This is a genomic window from Cupriavidus sp. GW823-FHT07A04 (genome assembly GCF_058794615.1).
The window spans coordinates 107,115-122,940 of record NZ_JBXAHA010000014.1 but is presented as its reverse complement, the minus strand read 5'-3'; the positions used below and the strand labels follow the sequence as shown (position 1 = coordinate 122,940).

Genomic DNA, 15,826 nt, shown 5'->3' with positions numbered 1-15,826 from the left:
AGGCCGCAGCGGGAGCCCGCCTTGAACACACGCAACGAAATCGACTTCGGCACGCCGGCCAGCGATTCACAACAGCAGGTCACCCTAGAGATCGACGGCGTCGACGTGACCGTGCCCGCCGGCACCTCGCTGATGCGCGCCGCCGTGCAAGCCGGTGTGAACGTGCCCAAGCTGTGCGCCACCGATAGCCTCAAGTCCTTCGGCTCCTGCCGCCTGTGCCTGGTCGAGATCGAAGGCCGGCGGGGCTTCCCCGCCTCGTGCACCACGCCGGCCGAAGCCGGCATGAAGGTGAAGACGCAAACCGACAAGCTGGCCGACCTGCGCCGCGGCGTGATGGAGCTGTATATCTCCGACCATCCGCTCGACTGCCTGACCTGCCCCACCAACGGCAACTGCGAGTTGCAGGATATGGCCGGCGTGGTCGGCCTGCGCGAAGTGCGCTATGGGTACGACGGCGCGAACCACCGCGCCGAGGCCAAGGACGAGTCCAATCCGTATTTCACCTACGATCCCTCCAAGTGCATCGTGTGCAATCGCTGCGTGCGCGCCTGCGAGGAAACCCAGGGCACCTTCGCGCTCACCATCAGCGGCCGCGGTTTTGACTCGCGCGTGACGGCGGGGCAGGGCGACAGCTTCATGGATTCCGACTGCGTGTCGTGCGGCGCCTGCGTGCAGGCGTGCCCTACCGCCACGCTGGCCGAGACCTCCATCATCCGCATGGGGCAGCCGGAGCACAGCAAGGTCACCACTTGCGCTTACTGTGGCGTGGGCTGCGCCTTCAAGGCGGAGATGAAGGGCAATGAAGTGGTGCGCATGGTGCCGTACAAGAACGGCCAGGCCAACGAGGGGCACTCGTGCGTGAAGGGCCGCTTCGCCTTTGGCTATGCGACCCACAAAGACCGCATCCTGAACCCGATGATCCGCGCCAGGATCACGGATCCGTGGCGCGAAGTGTCGTGGGAAGAAGCGATCAGCCACGCGGCCTCCGAATTCAAGCGCATCCAGGCCAAGCATGGCCGCGATGCCATCGGCGGCATCGTGTCCTCGCGCTGTACCAACGAGGAAGGCTACCTGGTGCAGAAGCTGGTGCGCGCCGCCTTCGGCAACAACAACGTCGATACCTGCGCGCGGGTTTGCCACTCGCCCACCGGCTACGGCCTCAAGCAGACGCTGGGCGAATCCGCCGGCACGCAGACCTTCCGCTCGGTGGAGAAGGCGGACGTCATCATGGTGATGGGCGCCAACCCGACCGACGGCCACCCCGTGTTTGCCTCGCGCATGAAAAAGCGCCTGCGCGCCGGCGCCAAGCTGATCGTGATCGATCCGCGCCGCATCGACCTGGTCGATTCGCCGCACGTGCGCGCCGACTTCCACCTGCAATTGCGTCCCGGCACCAACGTAGCGGTGGTGACGTCGATGGCCCACGTGATCGTCAGCGAAGGCCTGATGGCCGAATCGTTTATCGCCGAGCGTTGCGAGGACCGTGCGTTCCAGCAATGGCGCGACTTCGTCATGCTGCCGGAGAACTCGCCGGAAGCCATGGCCGAGATCACCGGCATTCCCGCCGGGCAACTGCGCGGCGCCGCACGCCTGTACGCCACCGGCGGCAATGCCGCGATCTATTACGGCCTGGGCGTGACCGAACATGCGCAGGGCTCGACCACCGTGATGGGCATCGCCAACCTCGCCATGTGCACGGGCAATATCGGCCGCGAAGGCGTGGGCGTGAACCCGCTGCGCGGACAGAACAACGTGCAGGGCTCGTGCGACATCGGCTCGTTCCCGCATGAACTGCCGGGCTACCGCCACGTGTCGGATTCCACCACGCGCGGGCTGTTCGAATCCGCGTGGAATGTGGAGATCAGCCCGGAGCCGGGCCTGCGCATTCCCAATATGTTCGAGGCCGCGCTGTCCGGCAGCTTCATGGGCCTGTACTGCCAGGGCGAAGACATCGTGCAGTCCGACCCGAACACGCAGCACGTGTCGGCAGCGCTGTCGGCCATGGAATGCATCGTGGTGCAGGACATCTTCCTCAACGAGACCGCCAAGTACGCGCACGTATTCCTGCCGGGCTCGTCCTTCCTGGAGAAGGACGGCACCTTCACCAACGCCGAGCGCCGTATCTCGCGCGTGCGCAAAGTGATGCCGCCCAAGGCGCGCTATGCCGACTGGGAAGCCACCGTGCTGCTGTCCAACGCGCTGGGCTATCCGATGGAGTACAAGCATCCTTCCGAGATCATGGACGAGATCGCGCGGCTCACGCCCACCTTCAGCGGCGTCAGCTACCAGCGCCTGGAAGAACTCGGCAGCATCCAGTGGCCGTGCAACGACGCCGCGCCCGAGGGCACGCCGACCATGCACATCGACGCATTCGTGCGCGGCAAGGGCAAGTTCATCATCACCCGCTACGTGCCCACCAACGAACGCGTGAACCGCAAGTTCCCGCTGATTCTCACCACGGGCCGCATCCTGTCGCAGTACAACGTCGGCGCACAGACACGCCGCACCGAGAACGTGATGTGGCATGACGAAGACCGCCTGGAGATCCATCCGCACGACGCCGAGGAACGCGGCATCAAGGACGGCGACTGGGTCGGCGTGCAAAGCCGTGCGGGCGAAACCGTGCTGCGCGCCATCGTCAGCGAGCGCATGCAGCCGGGCGTGGTCTACACCACCTTCCACTTCCCCGAGTCCGGCGCCAATGTGATCACCACCGACAACTCGGACTGGGCGACCAACTGCCCCGAGTACAAGGTCACCGCGGTGCAGGTCATGCCGGTGGCGCAGCCGTCCGAATGGCAGCGCCAGTACCGCGATTTCCACGATCAGCAGATGCAGTTGCTGCAGGCGGCCAGCGCCGAGGCAGGGCCGGCATGACACTCTGCGAACTCGCCATGGCCGACGCCGAGCCGGCCACCCACAGCACCTTCGCGGTCAGCCGCAGCCACCTCGGCGAACTGGCACTGGAGGACGACGAGATTGCCGAGGAAGTGCCGGTTGCGCTCGAGTACAACGGCATCTCGCATGCGGTCATGCTGGCCTCGCCGGCCGATCTCGAAGACTTCGCGCTGGGCTTCAGCCTGAGCGAAGGGCTGGTGGCCAGCCCGCGCGATGTTTATGAGATAGAGACCGAGGTCCGCCCCGAAGGTATCGCGGTGCGGTTGCGCATCGCGGCGCAAGCCTTCGCCGCGCTCAGGGATCGGCGCCGCGCCATGGCGGGCCGAACCGGCTGCGGCCTGTGCGGCACCGAATCGCTGCAGGAAGTCATGCGCGCCCCGGCACCCGTGAGCAGCGGCGCCAGCTTCAGCGACGAGGCGATGTACGCCGCATTCGCGCAGTTGCAGACCCGGCAGGAACTGCTGCGCCACACCGGCGCCACGCACGCCGCCGCGTGGCTGCGCGCCGACGGCCAGGTTGCGCTGGTCCGCGAAGACGTGGGCCGCCACAACGCGCTCGACAAACTGATCGGCGCGCTGGCACGCACCGGCGAGGACCGCTCGCGCGGCGCCGTGCTGGTGACCAGCCGCGCCAGCTACGAAATGGTGCTGAAGACCGCCGGCGCCGGCGTCGGCGTGCTGGCCGCCGTATCCGGCCCGACCGCGCTCGCGGTACGCCTGGCGATCGATGCCGGCGTCACGCTGGCCGGCTTTGTACGCGCCGGCCGGCACGTGGTCTACTCCCACCCCCAACGTTTGCACAGCAGGACGGAACAAGCATGAACTCCGACAACCTCGTCAAGATGGCGAACCAGATCGGCACCTTCTTCGAAGCCATGCCGGACCGCGAAGAAGCGGTGGCGGATATCGCCAGCCATATCAAGCGCTTCTGGGAGCCACGTATGCGGCGCGCTTTGCTGGCGCGGCTGGATGGGAGTGAAGATGCTGGGCTGGATGAGATTGTGTTGTTGGCGGTGACGAGGTATCGGGGGGCGTTGGAGTGATTGGGTTGGTCGCTGTTTCTTTGGGCGGCGATGGCAGCTTGCACCCAAGGGCCATACGACATCCCCCTGCGGGGGCTGCCGGTCACTTTTCTTTGACCGGCAAAGAAAACTAACGAAAAGAAAGCCGCCCTGCCGGGCGCAGAGCAATCGGGCTTATGTGGGGCAGTGGTTGCGTCGTACGGCCCGGAGTGTTGGCTAGCCGATCCTACCGGCCCCAAGGGCATCGCTACGGCATGACCTATGGGTTACGTGGTGCAGCCCCTGACCTCGCTTGCGGTGACCATTCCCACATCTGCCGTTCGCGGGGCGAAGTGCTGCGCCGTTTCGGGTGTGGCTGGTTTCGTGGTTTTGTCTCGGAGGGCAAGCGTGGTGAGTTGCGGGCGCGGCCCTCGCGCACGGGCCACGGTGCCCACCACGAAACCAGGGGAGCCGAGAGTAAGGCGCCGGTAGAGCCGGTACGGCAGGGCATCAAATACCCGGGCGCCCGCCGCCAGAGACAAAACCACGAAACCACGAGGGCAGGCAGGATCGTGGTGCTGCGCACCGCGAACGGCAGATGCCCGAACGCTCACCGAGCAAAGCGATCAGGGGCACCACCACGTGACCATTGGGTGATGCCGTGGCGATGACCTCCAAGCCGGTATGGCAAAGGCCAGCCAACACTGCGGGCCGTACGACGCAACCACCGCCCCACATAAGCCCGATTGCTCTGCCCCCGGCAGGGTCGGCTTTCTTCTCGTTAGTCTTCTTTGCCGACGCAAAGAAGAGTGACCGGCAGCCCCCGCAGGGGGATGTCGTACGGCTTTTGGGTCCAAAAGCCAACGCCGATGAAAGAAACAGCGACACCCCAAGCAGAGCGATGTCGTATAGCTGTTGGGTGCAAGCTGCATCGCCGCTCAAAGAATCAGCAACCAACCCAGCACCGGGATGTCGTGCGGCCCGTGGGCGCAAAAACCAACGCCGCCCAATCTACCTACTTCAACCTCAACGGCTCCAACAACGCCGCATCATATTCCCCCCTCCCAATCCTCCCCAACTCCAGCATCCGCAGCAAGATATAAGCCTGCCGCTGCCGGGCGCGCCGAGGATTCACCACCGGGTTATTCGCCGAAGGCGCCTTCGGCAATCCGGCCAGCATCGCGCATTCCGCCAAAGTCAGCTCGCCCACCGGCTTGCCAAAATACGTCTCGGCCGCCTCGGCAAAACCATAGGCCCCTTGCCCAAGGTAGACCTTGTTCATGTAGAGCTCGAGGATCTCGTCCTTGCTCATGGCGTGTTCGATCCGGTAAGCCAGCAGCACCTCATACAGCTTGCGGGTGTAGGTCTTCTCGCGCGAGAGGAAGAAATTGCGCGCCACCTGCATGGTGATGGTGGAGGCGCCTTGCGACAGCTCATCGGACAGGTTGGCCACGCCGGCGCGGATCACGCCGACATAGTCGATGCCGTCATGCAGGTAGAAGCGGTCGTCCTCGATGGCTACCACCGCCTGGGTCAGCTTGGGCGGTATCTCGCCGATGGGCACGTAGCCGGGCGACTGGCGGAAAGTGGTGAGCGCGTCCAGCGTGGGCAGCTGGCGCTGAGCGACGAGCACGGTGAGCGTGCCGAGCAGGGCCGCGCCCAGGATGAGCAGCAGCACCAGCTTGAGAAAATTCGACCAGAGACGTTCCATGGGCCGTATTGTGCCAGCACCGGCCATGTCCCTGCCCCGGCTCAAGCCGCCCCGCCGGTTCAGTCCGCCGGCAGCGCCACGCCAAGCTCCTTTGCCAGGGTTTCCAGGTTGCGCCAGATCGCAGGGTTCACGTCCAGGTGGGTGGTCGTGAGCGCGCGGTTGGCGGCTTCGAACTCGCCCGGGTATTGCACGCTGTCAAAGCCCGGGGCGGGCGGGGTGTCGTGCAGGTAGTTGACGAAGGCTTCCACCTCCGCGCCTTGCCAGCTCAGCCCCAGGTCCAGTTCCGGGTTCATCAGCAACGCGAACATATTGTTGGTGGCCACGCCGCCGCGCGGGTTCTCCGGCTGGATGGTGCCGCCGCCCGACAGCACGCCCGCGAGCAGCTCGGCTACCACGCCGAGCGCATAGCCCTTGTGGCCGCCGAAGGGCAGCAGCGCGCCCGGGTGTTCGCTGAACATGGCCCCGGCATCGGTGGTGGGGTTGCCGTCGCTGTCGATGATGCTGTTCTGCGGCGCGGGCTCGCCCTTCTCGGCCAGCACGCGGGCCTTGTTGATGGCGATGGCGCTGGTGGCGATATCCACCACCAGGGGCGGGCGGCCGTTGGGCATCGGCCCGGCGAAGCACAGCGGGTTGGTGGTCAGCCGCGCGGTGCGGCCGCCGTAGGGGGCCACCACCGGGGAGCGGTTGATCACATTGGTGAAGCTCAGCAGCACGAAGCGCTCCTTGGCCACCATCTCGCCGTAGTGGCCCATGCGGCCCAGGTGGTGTGAGCGGCGCAGCGTGACGATGCAGTGGCCGTGCTGGCGCACGCGCTCGATGGCGGTCTCGATGACGCGCTTGCCCACGTGCTGGCCGAAGCCGCCGTTGCCGTCGAACACCAGCAGGCTGTCGCGGTCGAGCACGCATTCGGCGCGGCCCGCCGGGTTGACGTTGCCGGTTGCCAGCGAGCGCTGGTAGTTGGGCAGGATCGACAGGCCGTGGCTGGTGTAGCCGCAGCGGTCGGCCTCGACCAGGTGCTCGGCCACGTCGTTGGCGATGTCGGTCGGCACGCCTTGCGCGGCGAGCAGGTCGCGGGCGAGCCGGGTGGCGGATTGCAGTGTTATCTTCATGTTCGTTCCTTGTCCCGGTGTGCGCTCAGATCCAGCCCAGCCAGCGCCAGTAGGTGGCGGCGAACAGCAGCATCAGGGCGTAGCCGATCACCGTCACGGGGATGCCGACCTTGGCGAACTGCTTGCCGTTGAAGGTGTCCGTGCCCAGGCAAACCATGTTTTGCGGTGCATTGATCGGCAGGATGAAGCCGAAGCTCACGGTGAAGCCGAGCAGCATCGTCAGGCCGATCTGGTTGATATCGCCCGGCAGCGTCTGCAGCACCGAGATCAGGATCGGCAGCAGCGCCGCGGTGAGCGCGGTGGCGCTGGCAAAGCCGAGGTGGATCAGGATCAGGAAGGCGGCCAGGATGGCGAACACCAGGATCGGGCCTTGCGTGGCGAGCCCGGAGTTGGCCACCACGAACTTGCCCAGCCACTGGCCGGCCTGCGTGGTGAGCAGCGCGGTACCCAGGCTGATGCCTACCCCGAACACGATCAGCGTGCCCCACGGCGTGCGTTGCTGCATGGTCTTCCAGTCCATCACGCCAATGCGCGGCATCATCAGGATCACCAGGCCGACGAAGGTCACGGTGGCGGTGTCGAACTGGTGCAGCTTGCCCTCGGTCGCCCAGAACAGCAGCAGCCCGATGGACACGGCGGCAAGCCGCTTCTGCGGGCCGCTCATCGGGCCCAGCCCGGCGAGTTCCTTTTGCACGGCTTCCTTGCCGCCGGGGATGGCCTCGGTTTCAGCGGGCAACAGGAACCGCACCAGGAAATACAGCACGACCGACATCACGATGGCCCACGGCGCGCCGGCGATCAGCCATTGCAGCCAGGTGATGCGCTCGCCCAGCAGCTTGTCCATGAAGCCCACCGTCAGCAGGTTCTGCGCGGCGGCGGTCTGGATGCCGACGTTCCAGATGCTGGTGGCCATAGCCACGGTGATCATGATGCCGGCGGCGATATTGGATTTCTTGTCGACCCCGAAGGCCGCGATCACGCCCATCATGATCGGCACCACGCAGGCACTGCGCGCGGTCGCGCTCGGCACCACCAGCGACAGCGCGATGGTCACCACGATGCTGCCGATCAGGATGCGCCGCGTGCTGGTGCCGATGGCCGACAGCGTGACCAGCGCGATGCGCCGGTCGAGCCCGGTCACCGTCATTGCCGCCGAGATAAAGAGGGCGGCGGCAACCAGCGCCAGCGCGGTGTTGGAGAACCCTGCCAGCGCCATGCCGAGCGCGCGGGAGGTGCCGTACTGCGTGGCCGGGTCCGCCACCGTGGGCGCAAAGCCGATCAGTGCGGCCATCAGCGACGTGATCATGATGGCGCTGGCCTCGTAGGAGACCGCCTCGGTGATCCACACCACGATGGCAAAGGCGAGGATTGCCAGCATGCGATGTCCCGCCACCGGCAGGTCCGGGGGCAGGGGCAGGGCGAGTATGCCGATCAGTACCAGGACGGCGGCGTAGAGCCCCCATGGCGTGGATTTGCCGGGCGCGGCTTGCGGCACGGCGGCAGCCACACCGATATCGGTGGGGGAGGCTGCGCGGACGGCTTGGGTTGGAGTGCGCGGGTCTGTCATCGCTTTCCCTTTTCTTGTCTTGTTGATCTTGGTTCGACACGGGAAGGCGGACGTCACGCGCGGGCAGATGGCTAGCCTGTGACTGGCAGGGTGGCGGCGTCGTTCGGCGGCGTTCCGTGAAGACCTGGCGAAGGCGGGAGACCGGCTTGCGGCCGGGCTGCCGCGTTCGACATGGGGAAATTATCGTGCCGGCCAACAGTGCCTGTCGAGGGTGGATCCGGGCGCATATGACGCGGATCAAAGAACCGGCTCGCACAGGGAAATTTCGATGCGCCAAGCGGTCAGACTTTCAGATCATTGCGATACAAGGGCTTGCGGGCGTTGCGCAGCGAGCACAACAACCGGCGGCCCCGCACACTAATGAGCCGCCCGAACGTGATCTGAAAACTTTGGAGTGCATGATGAAGGTTTTAGTGAGAGGACTACGCGCCGAAGTCGACGCATCCGCGCTGCGCACGGCGCTGGCCGCCTACGTGCGGGTCAAGGACATCGAGCTGATCTGCGAGGGCGACTGTGCGCATCCCTGGGCCTGGGTCGACCTGGATCTGGACGATGTGGACCCGATGAGCGTGTGGAAACTGGTGGCGAAGCTCGATCGCCGTTATATTGCTGGATGCCATACGCGCTGGCATGTGCCGGCCTATCGCGCGCGCTGAGCCGCCGACACGTGCGGTGCGCGCGCCACCGAACGACAAAGACAGGGCAGGGACACACGATGCAGGAAAACATGGCCGATGCGCCATCACAAGGTGCCGGCGTGCCGGGCAACGCAGCGCTTGCGCTGGACAATGTAGTCAATCTGCGCGACCTCGGCGGCCTCGCCACGCGCGACGGCCACCGCGTGCGTGCCGGCAAGCTGTTTCGCAGCGGCAACCCGGGCCTGGCCAGCGCGGCGGATATGGAACGGCTGCGCGCATTGCAGCTGGACATGGTGATCGACTTCCGCTCGGCCGGTGAGAAGACCGCTGCGGAAAGCCCCTTTGGCGAGGCCTTCCGCTGGGTCGCCACGCCGGTGCTCGAAGGCAGTATGTCGATGGCCGAGCTGATGCCGCGTTTGCGCGACGGCAGCGCGCAGCAGATGGAAGCCTTCATGCTGGAGGTCTATGGTGACTTTCCGCGCAAGTACCAGGCCGCCTTTGGCGGTTTCCTGAAGACTGCGGAGCAGGGCGGCAACCTGCTGTACCACTGCACCGCGGGCAAGGATCGTACCGGCTTTGCCTCGATGCTGCTGCTGGCCGGCCTGGGCGTGGAGCGCGGCATCATCATGGCCAACTACCTGGAATCGAATCACTGGAACCAGGGCTTCAACCAGAAGATGAGCGCCGGCGCGGCGCAGTTCGGTGTCGATCCCGCGGTGATGTGGCCGCTGCTGGCGGTGAAGGCCTCTTACCTGGAAGCCTCGATGCATGCCATCGAGCAGGACTACGGCGGCATCGATGCCTACCTGGGCGACGTGCTCAAGGTGGATGCCGAGCGCCTGCGCCAGGCCTATCTCGTACGCGCTTAGCGATCCTTGTCTCCAAGGTGCTTTGCGAGCGCGTCATCCCGAGCGCGTCATCCCCCAACGGACCGTTAGCGCAGCGCCGGCCATCGTAGCAGTGCGAGGCGGACGGCCGGCGGGACTTTAGCCCAGCGCGGTCGCTCGTGGGGTCGTTTTTGCCAATGTCAGGACTTGTCAGCTTTTCTGGCTGGCCGTTGGATAGAGTCGGAGCCTATATAAAAGTCTCCGATTTCATTCTCCAATGCGTAGTCCTATTTCCTGTTCTTACGGCCGGGTGCCCGCCGGTGTGCGGCAACTGGTGGGTCTGTGCCTGAGTGCCCTGGCGGCCGGTCCTGTCCTCGCCCAGACCCCGCCCGACGCCGGCGCGCTGCGCCAGCAGATCGAGCCGGAGCTGCCGCCGGCCTTGCCGCGTCCGGTGGCGCCGGACCGCGCGGCACCGCCGCCGCCGATGCGCCAGCGCGGCGAGGCCACCGTGACGGTCGAGGCCTTCCGCTTTGCCGGCAACAAGCAGATGAGCGAGGCGCTGCTCGCGCCGGTGGTGGCCGGCTTCCTGGACCGGCCGCTGGACTTCAGCGAGCTGCAGTCCGCCGCCGCCGCGGTGGCCGAGGCCTACCGCGCGGCGGGCTGGGTGGTGCGGGCCTACCTGCCCGCGCAGGACGTGCGCGAGGGGGTGGTGACCATCCAGGTGGTGGAAGGCGTGTTTGGCGGCGTGCGCATCGAGGGCCAGGGCCCGCAGCGCGTGAGCCGCGAGCGCATCATCGCCGGCTTCGCTGCACACCAGCCCGTGGGCCAGCCGTTGAATACCGAGACGCTGGACCGTGCTCTGCTGCTGGCCAACGACCTGCCGGGCGTATCACTGGTGGGGCGGCTGCAGCCGGGCACGCAGGAGCAGGAAACCGACCTGGCGTTGAATTTCGTGGAAACGCCGCTGGCGACCGGCAATGTGGCCGTGGACAACCAGGGCGCGCGCTCTACCGGCGCGGCGCGGCTGGTGGGCAACGCCAGCGTGAACAGCCTGGCGGGCCTCGGCGACCAGCTGCTGGCCAACGGCTTGCTGAGCGAGGGCTACCGCTACCTGCGGCTAGGCTACACGGTGCCGGTGGGCTATGACGGCTGGCGCGTCGGCGCCAACGCCTCGCGGCTGGACTACCGGCTGGTGGCGGATGACTTCAAGGCGCTGAACGCGCGCGGCAACTCCAACACGGTAGGCCTGGAGGCGAGTTATCCGCTGATCCGCGCGCGCCAGCGCAACCTTTACTTCGTGGCCAATTACGACCATAAGACCTACGACAACGAGGCCAGCCAGGTCACCACCAGCCGCTATTTCGACAACACGCTGAGCCTGGGCCTGAGCGGCAACCTGTTCGATAACCTGGGCCGCGGCGGCTCCAACACCGCCAGCGCGATTTTCACCGGCGGCAACCTGAACCTGGGCCAGTCGCCCACGCAGGCCGCCGACGCCATGACGGCGCGCACTGCCGGCCAGTTCCTGAAGCTGCGCTACGGCATGTCGCGCCAACAGGTGCTGACCGATGCACTGTCGGCCACGGCCATGCTGTCCGGGCAGATGGCCAGCAAGAACCTGGATTCGTCGGAGAAGTTCTACCTGGGCGGCCCGGGCGGCGTGCGCGCCTACCCGATCGGCGAGGGCGGCGGCAGCGAGGGGCAACTGGTCAACCTGGAGTTGCGCTGGCGCCTGCCGTACGGGGTGTCGCTGTCTGGCTTCTATGACTGGGGCCACGTCACGCTCAATCGGGACAACAACTTCCCCGGCGCGCCGCTGGCCAACAGCTACCACCTACAAGGGGCGGGGCTGGCCGTGCAGTGGCAGCCCGGGCGCGGGGTGAACCTGGGCGCGACCTGGGCGCACCGCATCGGCGGCAATCCGAACGCCACGCCGTCCGGCAAGGACCAGGACGGCTCCCTGATCAAAAACCGCGTCTGGCTGACCGCCAGCCTGTCGTTCTAAGTTTCCCGGAAGTCCGTCTATGAACAAGATCTATCGCCTGATCTGGAGCGACCTCGTGCGTGCCTGGGTCGTCGTGGCAGAGACCGCGCGCAGTCGTGGCAAGGCCAGCCGCAGCGTGGGCGTCGTCGCAACGCGCGCCCGCCTTGCCATCAAGCCGCTGGTGGCGGCGCTGGCCGGCATCGGCCTGGCGCACGCCGCGCCACCGGCGCCGAACCAGCTGCCCACCGGCGGGCAGGTGGCGGCGGGGCAGGCCAGCATCAGCACCAGCGGCAACACGACGAACGTCACGCAGACCTCGCCGAACGCGGTGGTCAACTGGCAGAGCTTCAACGTGGGCAGCGCGGCCACGGTCAACTTCCAGCAGCCCTCGGCGGGCGCGGCCATCCTCAACCGCGTGCTGGACAGCAACCCCAGCCAGATCTACGGCAGCATCAACGCGCCGGGGCAGGTGTTCTTCGTCAACCCGGCGGGGATGTACTTCGGGCCGACTGCCAGCGTCAACGTGGGCAGCCTGGTGGCGACCACGCACGGCATTACCAATGCCGACTTCATGGCGGGCAACTACCGCTTCACGCGCAACGGCGCCACCGGCAGCATCGTCAACGACGGGCAGATCACGGCCGCGCTGGGTGGGTACGTCGCACTGCTGGCACCGGCGGTGCGCAACCACGGCGTCATCGTGGCGCAACTGGGCACAGTAGCGCTGGCCGCGGGCGAGGCCTACGAACTGCAGTTCGGCGGCAACCGCACGCTGGCCAATATCCTGGTGACGCCGGCGACCATCGCCGCGCTGGTGGAGAACGGCAACGCCGTGCGCGCGCCGGGCGGGCGGATCATCCTGTCGGCGCAGGCGGCAGACCGCCTGCAGGGCGGCGTGGTGCGCAACACGGGCACGCTGGAGGCCACGGGCCTGACCAGCGACGGCGGCACGGTGCGCCTGCTGGCCAGCGATGCCATTCAGCAAAGCGGCATCATCAACGCCGACGCCGCCGCGCAGAGCGCGGGCAAGGGCGGCAATGTGATCGCGATCGCCGACCTGGGCAATGCCAACAGCCTGACCACGGTGGACGGCACCCTCAGCGCGCGCGGCGGCAACCTGGGCGGGGATGGCGGCTTCGTGGAGACGTCGGGCTCGCACGTGAAGATCGCGGATAGCGCGATGGTGGATACGCGCGCGCCGCAGGGCCGGACCGGGAACTGGCTGATCGACCCGAACAACTACACCATTGCCGCGTCGGGCGGCGACATCACCGGCGCGGCGCTGAGCGCGAAGCTGGCCACCAGCAATGTCACGATCAGCTCCACCGATGGCGCCACGGCGGGGACCAGCACCACCGACAACGGCAGCATCCACGTCAACGATGCGGTGACGTGGAACGCCAACACGCTGACGTTGAACGCGCAGAACAATATCAACTTCAATGCCGTGGCCAGCGTGAGCGGGCAGGGCTCGCTGGCGATGAACACCGGCACCACAGTCAGCGGCGGCACCGTACGGATGGGAGTCAGCCTGAATGGTGGTGGCTTCACCGGGCGTGTCGATTTCAATTCGAGCGGCAGCCTGGTCATCAACGGCAATACCTACACGCAGATCAAGTCGCAGTCGAACTTGCAGAACCTGTCGCTGAACGGATACTACTTCCTGGGCTGCGACGTGGCGCTGAGCGGCGCCTTCACGCCGATTGGCATGGCGGGTGCCAACCTCGGGGCCTTTACCGGGGCATTTGACGGACTGGGGCACCGGATCACCGGGCTGGAGATCAACCTGCCGACGACGGACAAGGTAGGCTTGTTCTCGCAGAACAGCGGAGCCATCCGCAATGTCGGCCTTGTACTCGGCCCTGGTGGCGTGACCGGGCAGGGAGAGGTCGGGGCCTTGGTCGGCTATGAATTCCAAGGCACGGTCGGCAATAGCTACGTCAGCGGTAGCGGGAAAGTCTCGGGGTCGGCCGATGATGTCGGCGGGTTGATCGGGCATATCATGCTGGGCGGCGTGACGCATAGTTATGCCACGGTTGACGTGACGGCTCCAAACTCAACCAACGTAGGTGGTCTCGTCGGTTTTGTCGAGAACACCGCTGATGCCCAGATGATCTACGGCAACTACTTGTCTTGGGGGCTGTACTGGGATTACGCAACCGGATCGGTCACCGGCAAGCTCGCGGTCGGCGGGCTGTTCGGGCAATACGTCAGTCCTTTTTCTGATTACCTGTCGGCCTCTTTTGCCACGGGAGCGGTCAGTGGGGGCGACGCTGTTGGTGGCCTGATCGGGAACGCTTTGGGGCACATCGAGCAAAGCTATGCCACGGGATCCGTAGCGGCCACCGGTGTCAAGTCCTATGCCGCCAGAGCAGGTGGCCTGGTCGGCTATTCAAGCTCGACGCTGATCCTTAACAGCTATGCCACGGGAGACGTCACTGCCACGATTTCCGGCAAGAGCTCGGTCTATGCAGGTGGATTGGTGGGGCAATTGGAGACTGCAAACCTACCCCTGCAAGAGATCGATACGAGCTATGCGAGCGGGCTGGTAAACAATGGCAGTGGAGGCGGCCTGATCGGCGGGCCGAGCGGCTCCCTTCCTCCCCGCGATACCGCGTGGGGAGTCTGGAACAATCAAAACAAGCAAGCCGTTGCACAGGTAGGAGGGACCGCGTTGACTCCAGCGCAGATGAAGGATCCCACCAATCCGGCATGGACAAAGCTCCTCCAGACGACTCAGACCGTCACCCAGATTTCCACGTCTGCAAGTGATACCACCGCCAAGGCGCCGATCTGGGGGGCGGCTGCGTCAGGGACCAGCGCTCCTGTCCTTTGCGTTTTCGGCGGGTGTGCCACCAGCTCCAGTTCGGGTTCGTCGAGTGGCTCCGGTTCGTCTGGCGGCTCGGGCTCGTCGAGTGGTTCGGGTTCGTCGAGTAGCTCGGGATCATCGAGCGGTTCGGGTTCGTCGAGTGGTTCAGGTTCGTCGAGTAGCTCGGGTTCATCGAGTGGTTCAGGTTCGTCGAGTGGCTCGGGTTCCTCCAGCGGATCGGGCTCTTCTAGCGGTAGCGGTTCATCCGGCAGCTCGTCGGGTGGATTCCCGGTGCCGATTCCGCCGCCTCCGGCGCCGGCGCCCGTTCCCGTGCCGATGCCGTCGCCGCCGCCACTGGATCCGTCCTCCGGCAGTTCGAGCGGCAGCGGCGGTTCGTCGAGTGGCAGCTCCAGCGGTGGCAAGCCCGATGGCGCGGGCTCGTCGAGCGGTAGCGGTTCGTCATCCGGGAGCAGTGGTTCGTCCAGCAGTAGCTCCGGCGGCAACACGAGCGACGGCGCTGGCTCATCGAGCGGAAGCGGATCGTCGGGTAGCGGTTCTTCGAGCGGCAGCGGCTCGTCGGGTAGTGGCTCTTCGTCCGGCAACAGTGGTTCTTCCAGTGGTAGCTCCGGCGGCAACACGATCGACGGCACTGGCTCATCGAGCGGTAGTGGCTCGTCGGGTAGCGGTTCTTCGTCCGGCAACAGTGGTTCTTCCAGCGGTAGCTCGGGCGGCAACACGAGCGATGGCACGGGCTCATCGAGCGGCAGCGGCTCGTCGGGTAGCGGTTCTTCGTCCGGCAACAATGGTTCGTCCAGCGGTAGCTCCGGCGGCAACACGAGCGATGGCACTGGGTCATCGAGCGGCAGCGGCTCGTCGGGTAGTGGTTCTTCGTCTGGCAACAATGGTTCGTCCAGCGGTAGCTCCGGCGGCAACGCAACCGACGGCACTGGCTCCTCGAGCGGTAGCGGCTCGTCGGGCAGTGGTTCTTCGTCCGGCAACAGTGGTTCGTCCAGCGGTAGCTCCGGCGGCAACACGAGCGATGGCACGGGCTCATCGAGCGGTAGCAGGTCGTCGGGTAGCGGTTCTTCGTCCGGCAACAATGGTTCGTCCAGCGGTAGCTCCGGCGGCAACACGATCGATGGCGCGGGCTCATCGAGCGGCAGTCGCTCGTCGGGTAGCGGCTCTTCGTCCGGCAACGGTGGCTCTTCCAGCGGTAGCTCCGGCGGCAACACGAGCGATGGCACTGGGTCATCGAGCGGCAGCGGCTCGTCGGGTAGTGGTTC

Annotated in this window: 10 protein-coding genes; 7 read left to right on the top strand and 3 right to left on the bottom strand. The window is 66.2% G+C overall.

Going from position 1 to position 15,826, the window contains the following annotated elements; genetic code table 11:
- The first annotated feature begins 21 nt into the window (after window positions 1–21).
- Genes fdhF through AC1Q7Q_RS24245 form a run of 3 tightly spaced genes read left to right on the top strand, consistent with a single transcriptional unit; the run spans window position 22 to window position 3,940 of the window.
- Window positions 22–2,877, top strand: a complete 2,856-nt coding sequence (fdhF, locus tag AC1Q7Q_RS24255; RefSeq protein WP_492375292.1) for a formate dehydrogenase subunit alpha — start codon at window positions 22–24, stop codon at window positions 2,875–2,877.
- Window positions 2,874–3,719: a formate dehydrogenase accessory sulfurtransferase FdhD gene (fdhD, locus tag AC1Q7Q_RS24250; protein WP_492375293.1), complete on the top strand. Its 846-nt coding sequence runs from the start codon at window positions 2,874–2,876 to the stop codon at window positions 3,717–3,719. Before fdhF ends, fdhD begins: the two co-directional genes overlap by 4 nt.
- Window positions 3,716–3,940 carry a formate dehydrogenase subunit delta gene (locus AC1Q7Q_RS24245; protein ID WP_492375294.1) on the top strand — a complete coding sequence of 75 codons (225 nt, stop codon included), beginning with the start codon at window positions 3,716–3,718 and terminating at the stop codon, window positions 3,938–3,940. Before fdhD ends, AC1Q7Q_RS24245 begins: the two co-directional genes overlap by 4 nt.
- Window positions 3,941–4,913: 973 nt before the next feature.
- Here AC1Q7Q_RS24245 and AC1Q7Q_RS24240 read toward each other — a convergent pair.
- From AC1Q7Q_RS24240 to AC1Q7Q_RS24230, 3 genes are read right to left on the bottom strand one after another with little or no spacing between them, the layout of a single operon-like run.
- Window positions 4,914–5,609 (bottom strand): transglycosylase domain-containing protein, encoded by a 696-nt coding sequence (locus AC1Q7Q_RS24240; RefSeq protein WP_309409935.1) that lies wholly within the window; start codon window positions 5,607–5,609, stop codon window positions 4,914–4,916.
- Between the two features lie 59 nt (window positions 5,610–5,668).
- Window positions 5,669–6,718, bottom strand: a complete 1,050-nt coding sequence (locus AC1Q7Q_RS24235) for an Ldh family oxidoreductase (protein WP_492375295.1) — start codon at window positions 6,716–6,718, stop codon at window positions 5,669–5,671.
- A 25-nt stretch (window positions 6,719–6,743) separates the two neighbouring features.
- Window positions 6,744–8,285 (bottom strand): DASS family sodium-coupled anion symporter, encoded by a 1,542-nt coding sequence (locus AC1Q7Q_RS24230; protein ID WP_492375296.1) that lies wholly within the window; start codon window positions 8,283–8,285, stop codon window positions 6,744–6,746.
- 401 nt (window positions 8,286–8,686) lie between these two features.
- Between AC1Q7Q_RS24230 and AC1Q7Q_RS24225 the strand changes: the two genes are divergently transcribed.
- The 4 genes from AC1Q7Q_RS24225 to AC1Q7Q_RS24210 form a co-directional block, all read left to right on the top strand.
- On the top strand, window positions 8,687–8,941 hold the full coding sequence (locus tag AC1Q7Q_RS24225) for an RNA-binding protein (protein ID WP_492375308.1): 255 nt from the start codon (window positions 8,687–8,689) through the stop codon (window positions 8,939–8,941).
- 59 nt (window positions 8,942–9,000) lie between these two features.
- On the top strand, window positions 9,001–9,792 hold the full coding sequence (locus tag AC1Q7Q_RS24220) for a tyrosine-protein phosphatase (protein ID WP_492375297.1): 792 nt from the start codon (window positions 9,001–9,003) through the stop codon (window positions 9,790–9,792).
- 235 nt (window positions 9,793–10,027) lie between these two features.
- Window positions 10,028–11,755 (top strand): ShlB/FhaC/HecB family hemolysin secretion/activation protein, encoded by a 1,728-nt coding sequence (locus AC1Q7Q_RS24215; protein WP_492375298.1) that lies wholly within the window; start codon window positions 10,028–10,030, stop codon window positions 11,753–11,755.
- Window positions 11,756–11,774: 19 nt separating this feature from the next.
- Window positions 11,775–15,826 (top strand): two-partner secretion domain-containing protein (locus tag AC1Q7Q_RS24210; protein ID WP_492387228.1); only part of this gene is annotated, 4,052 nt, incomplete at its 3' end.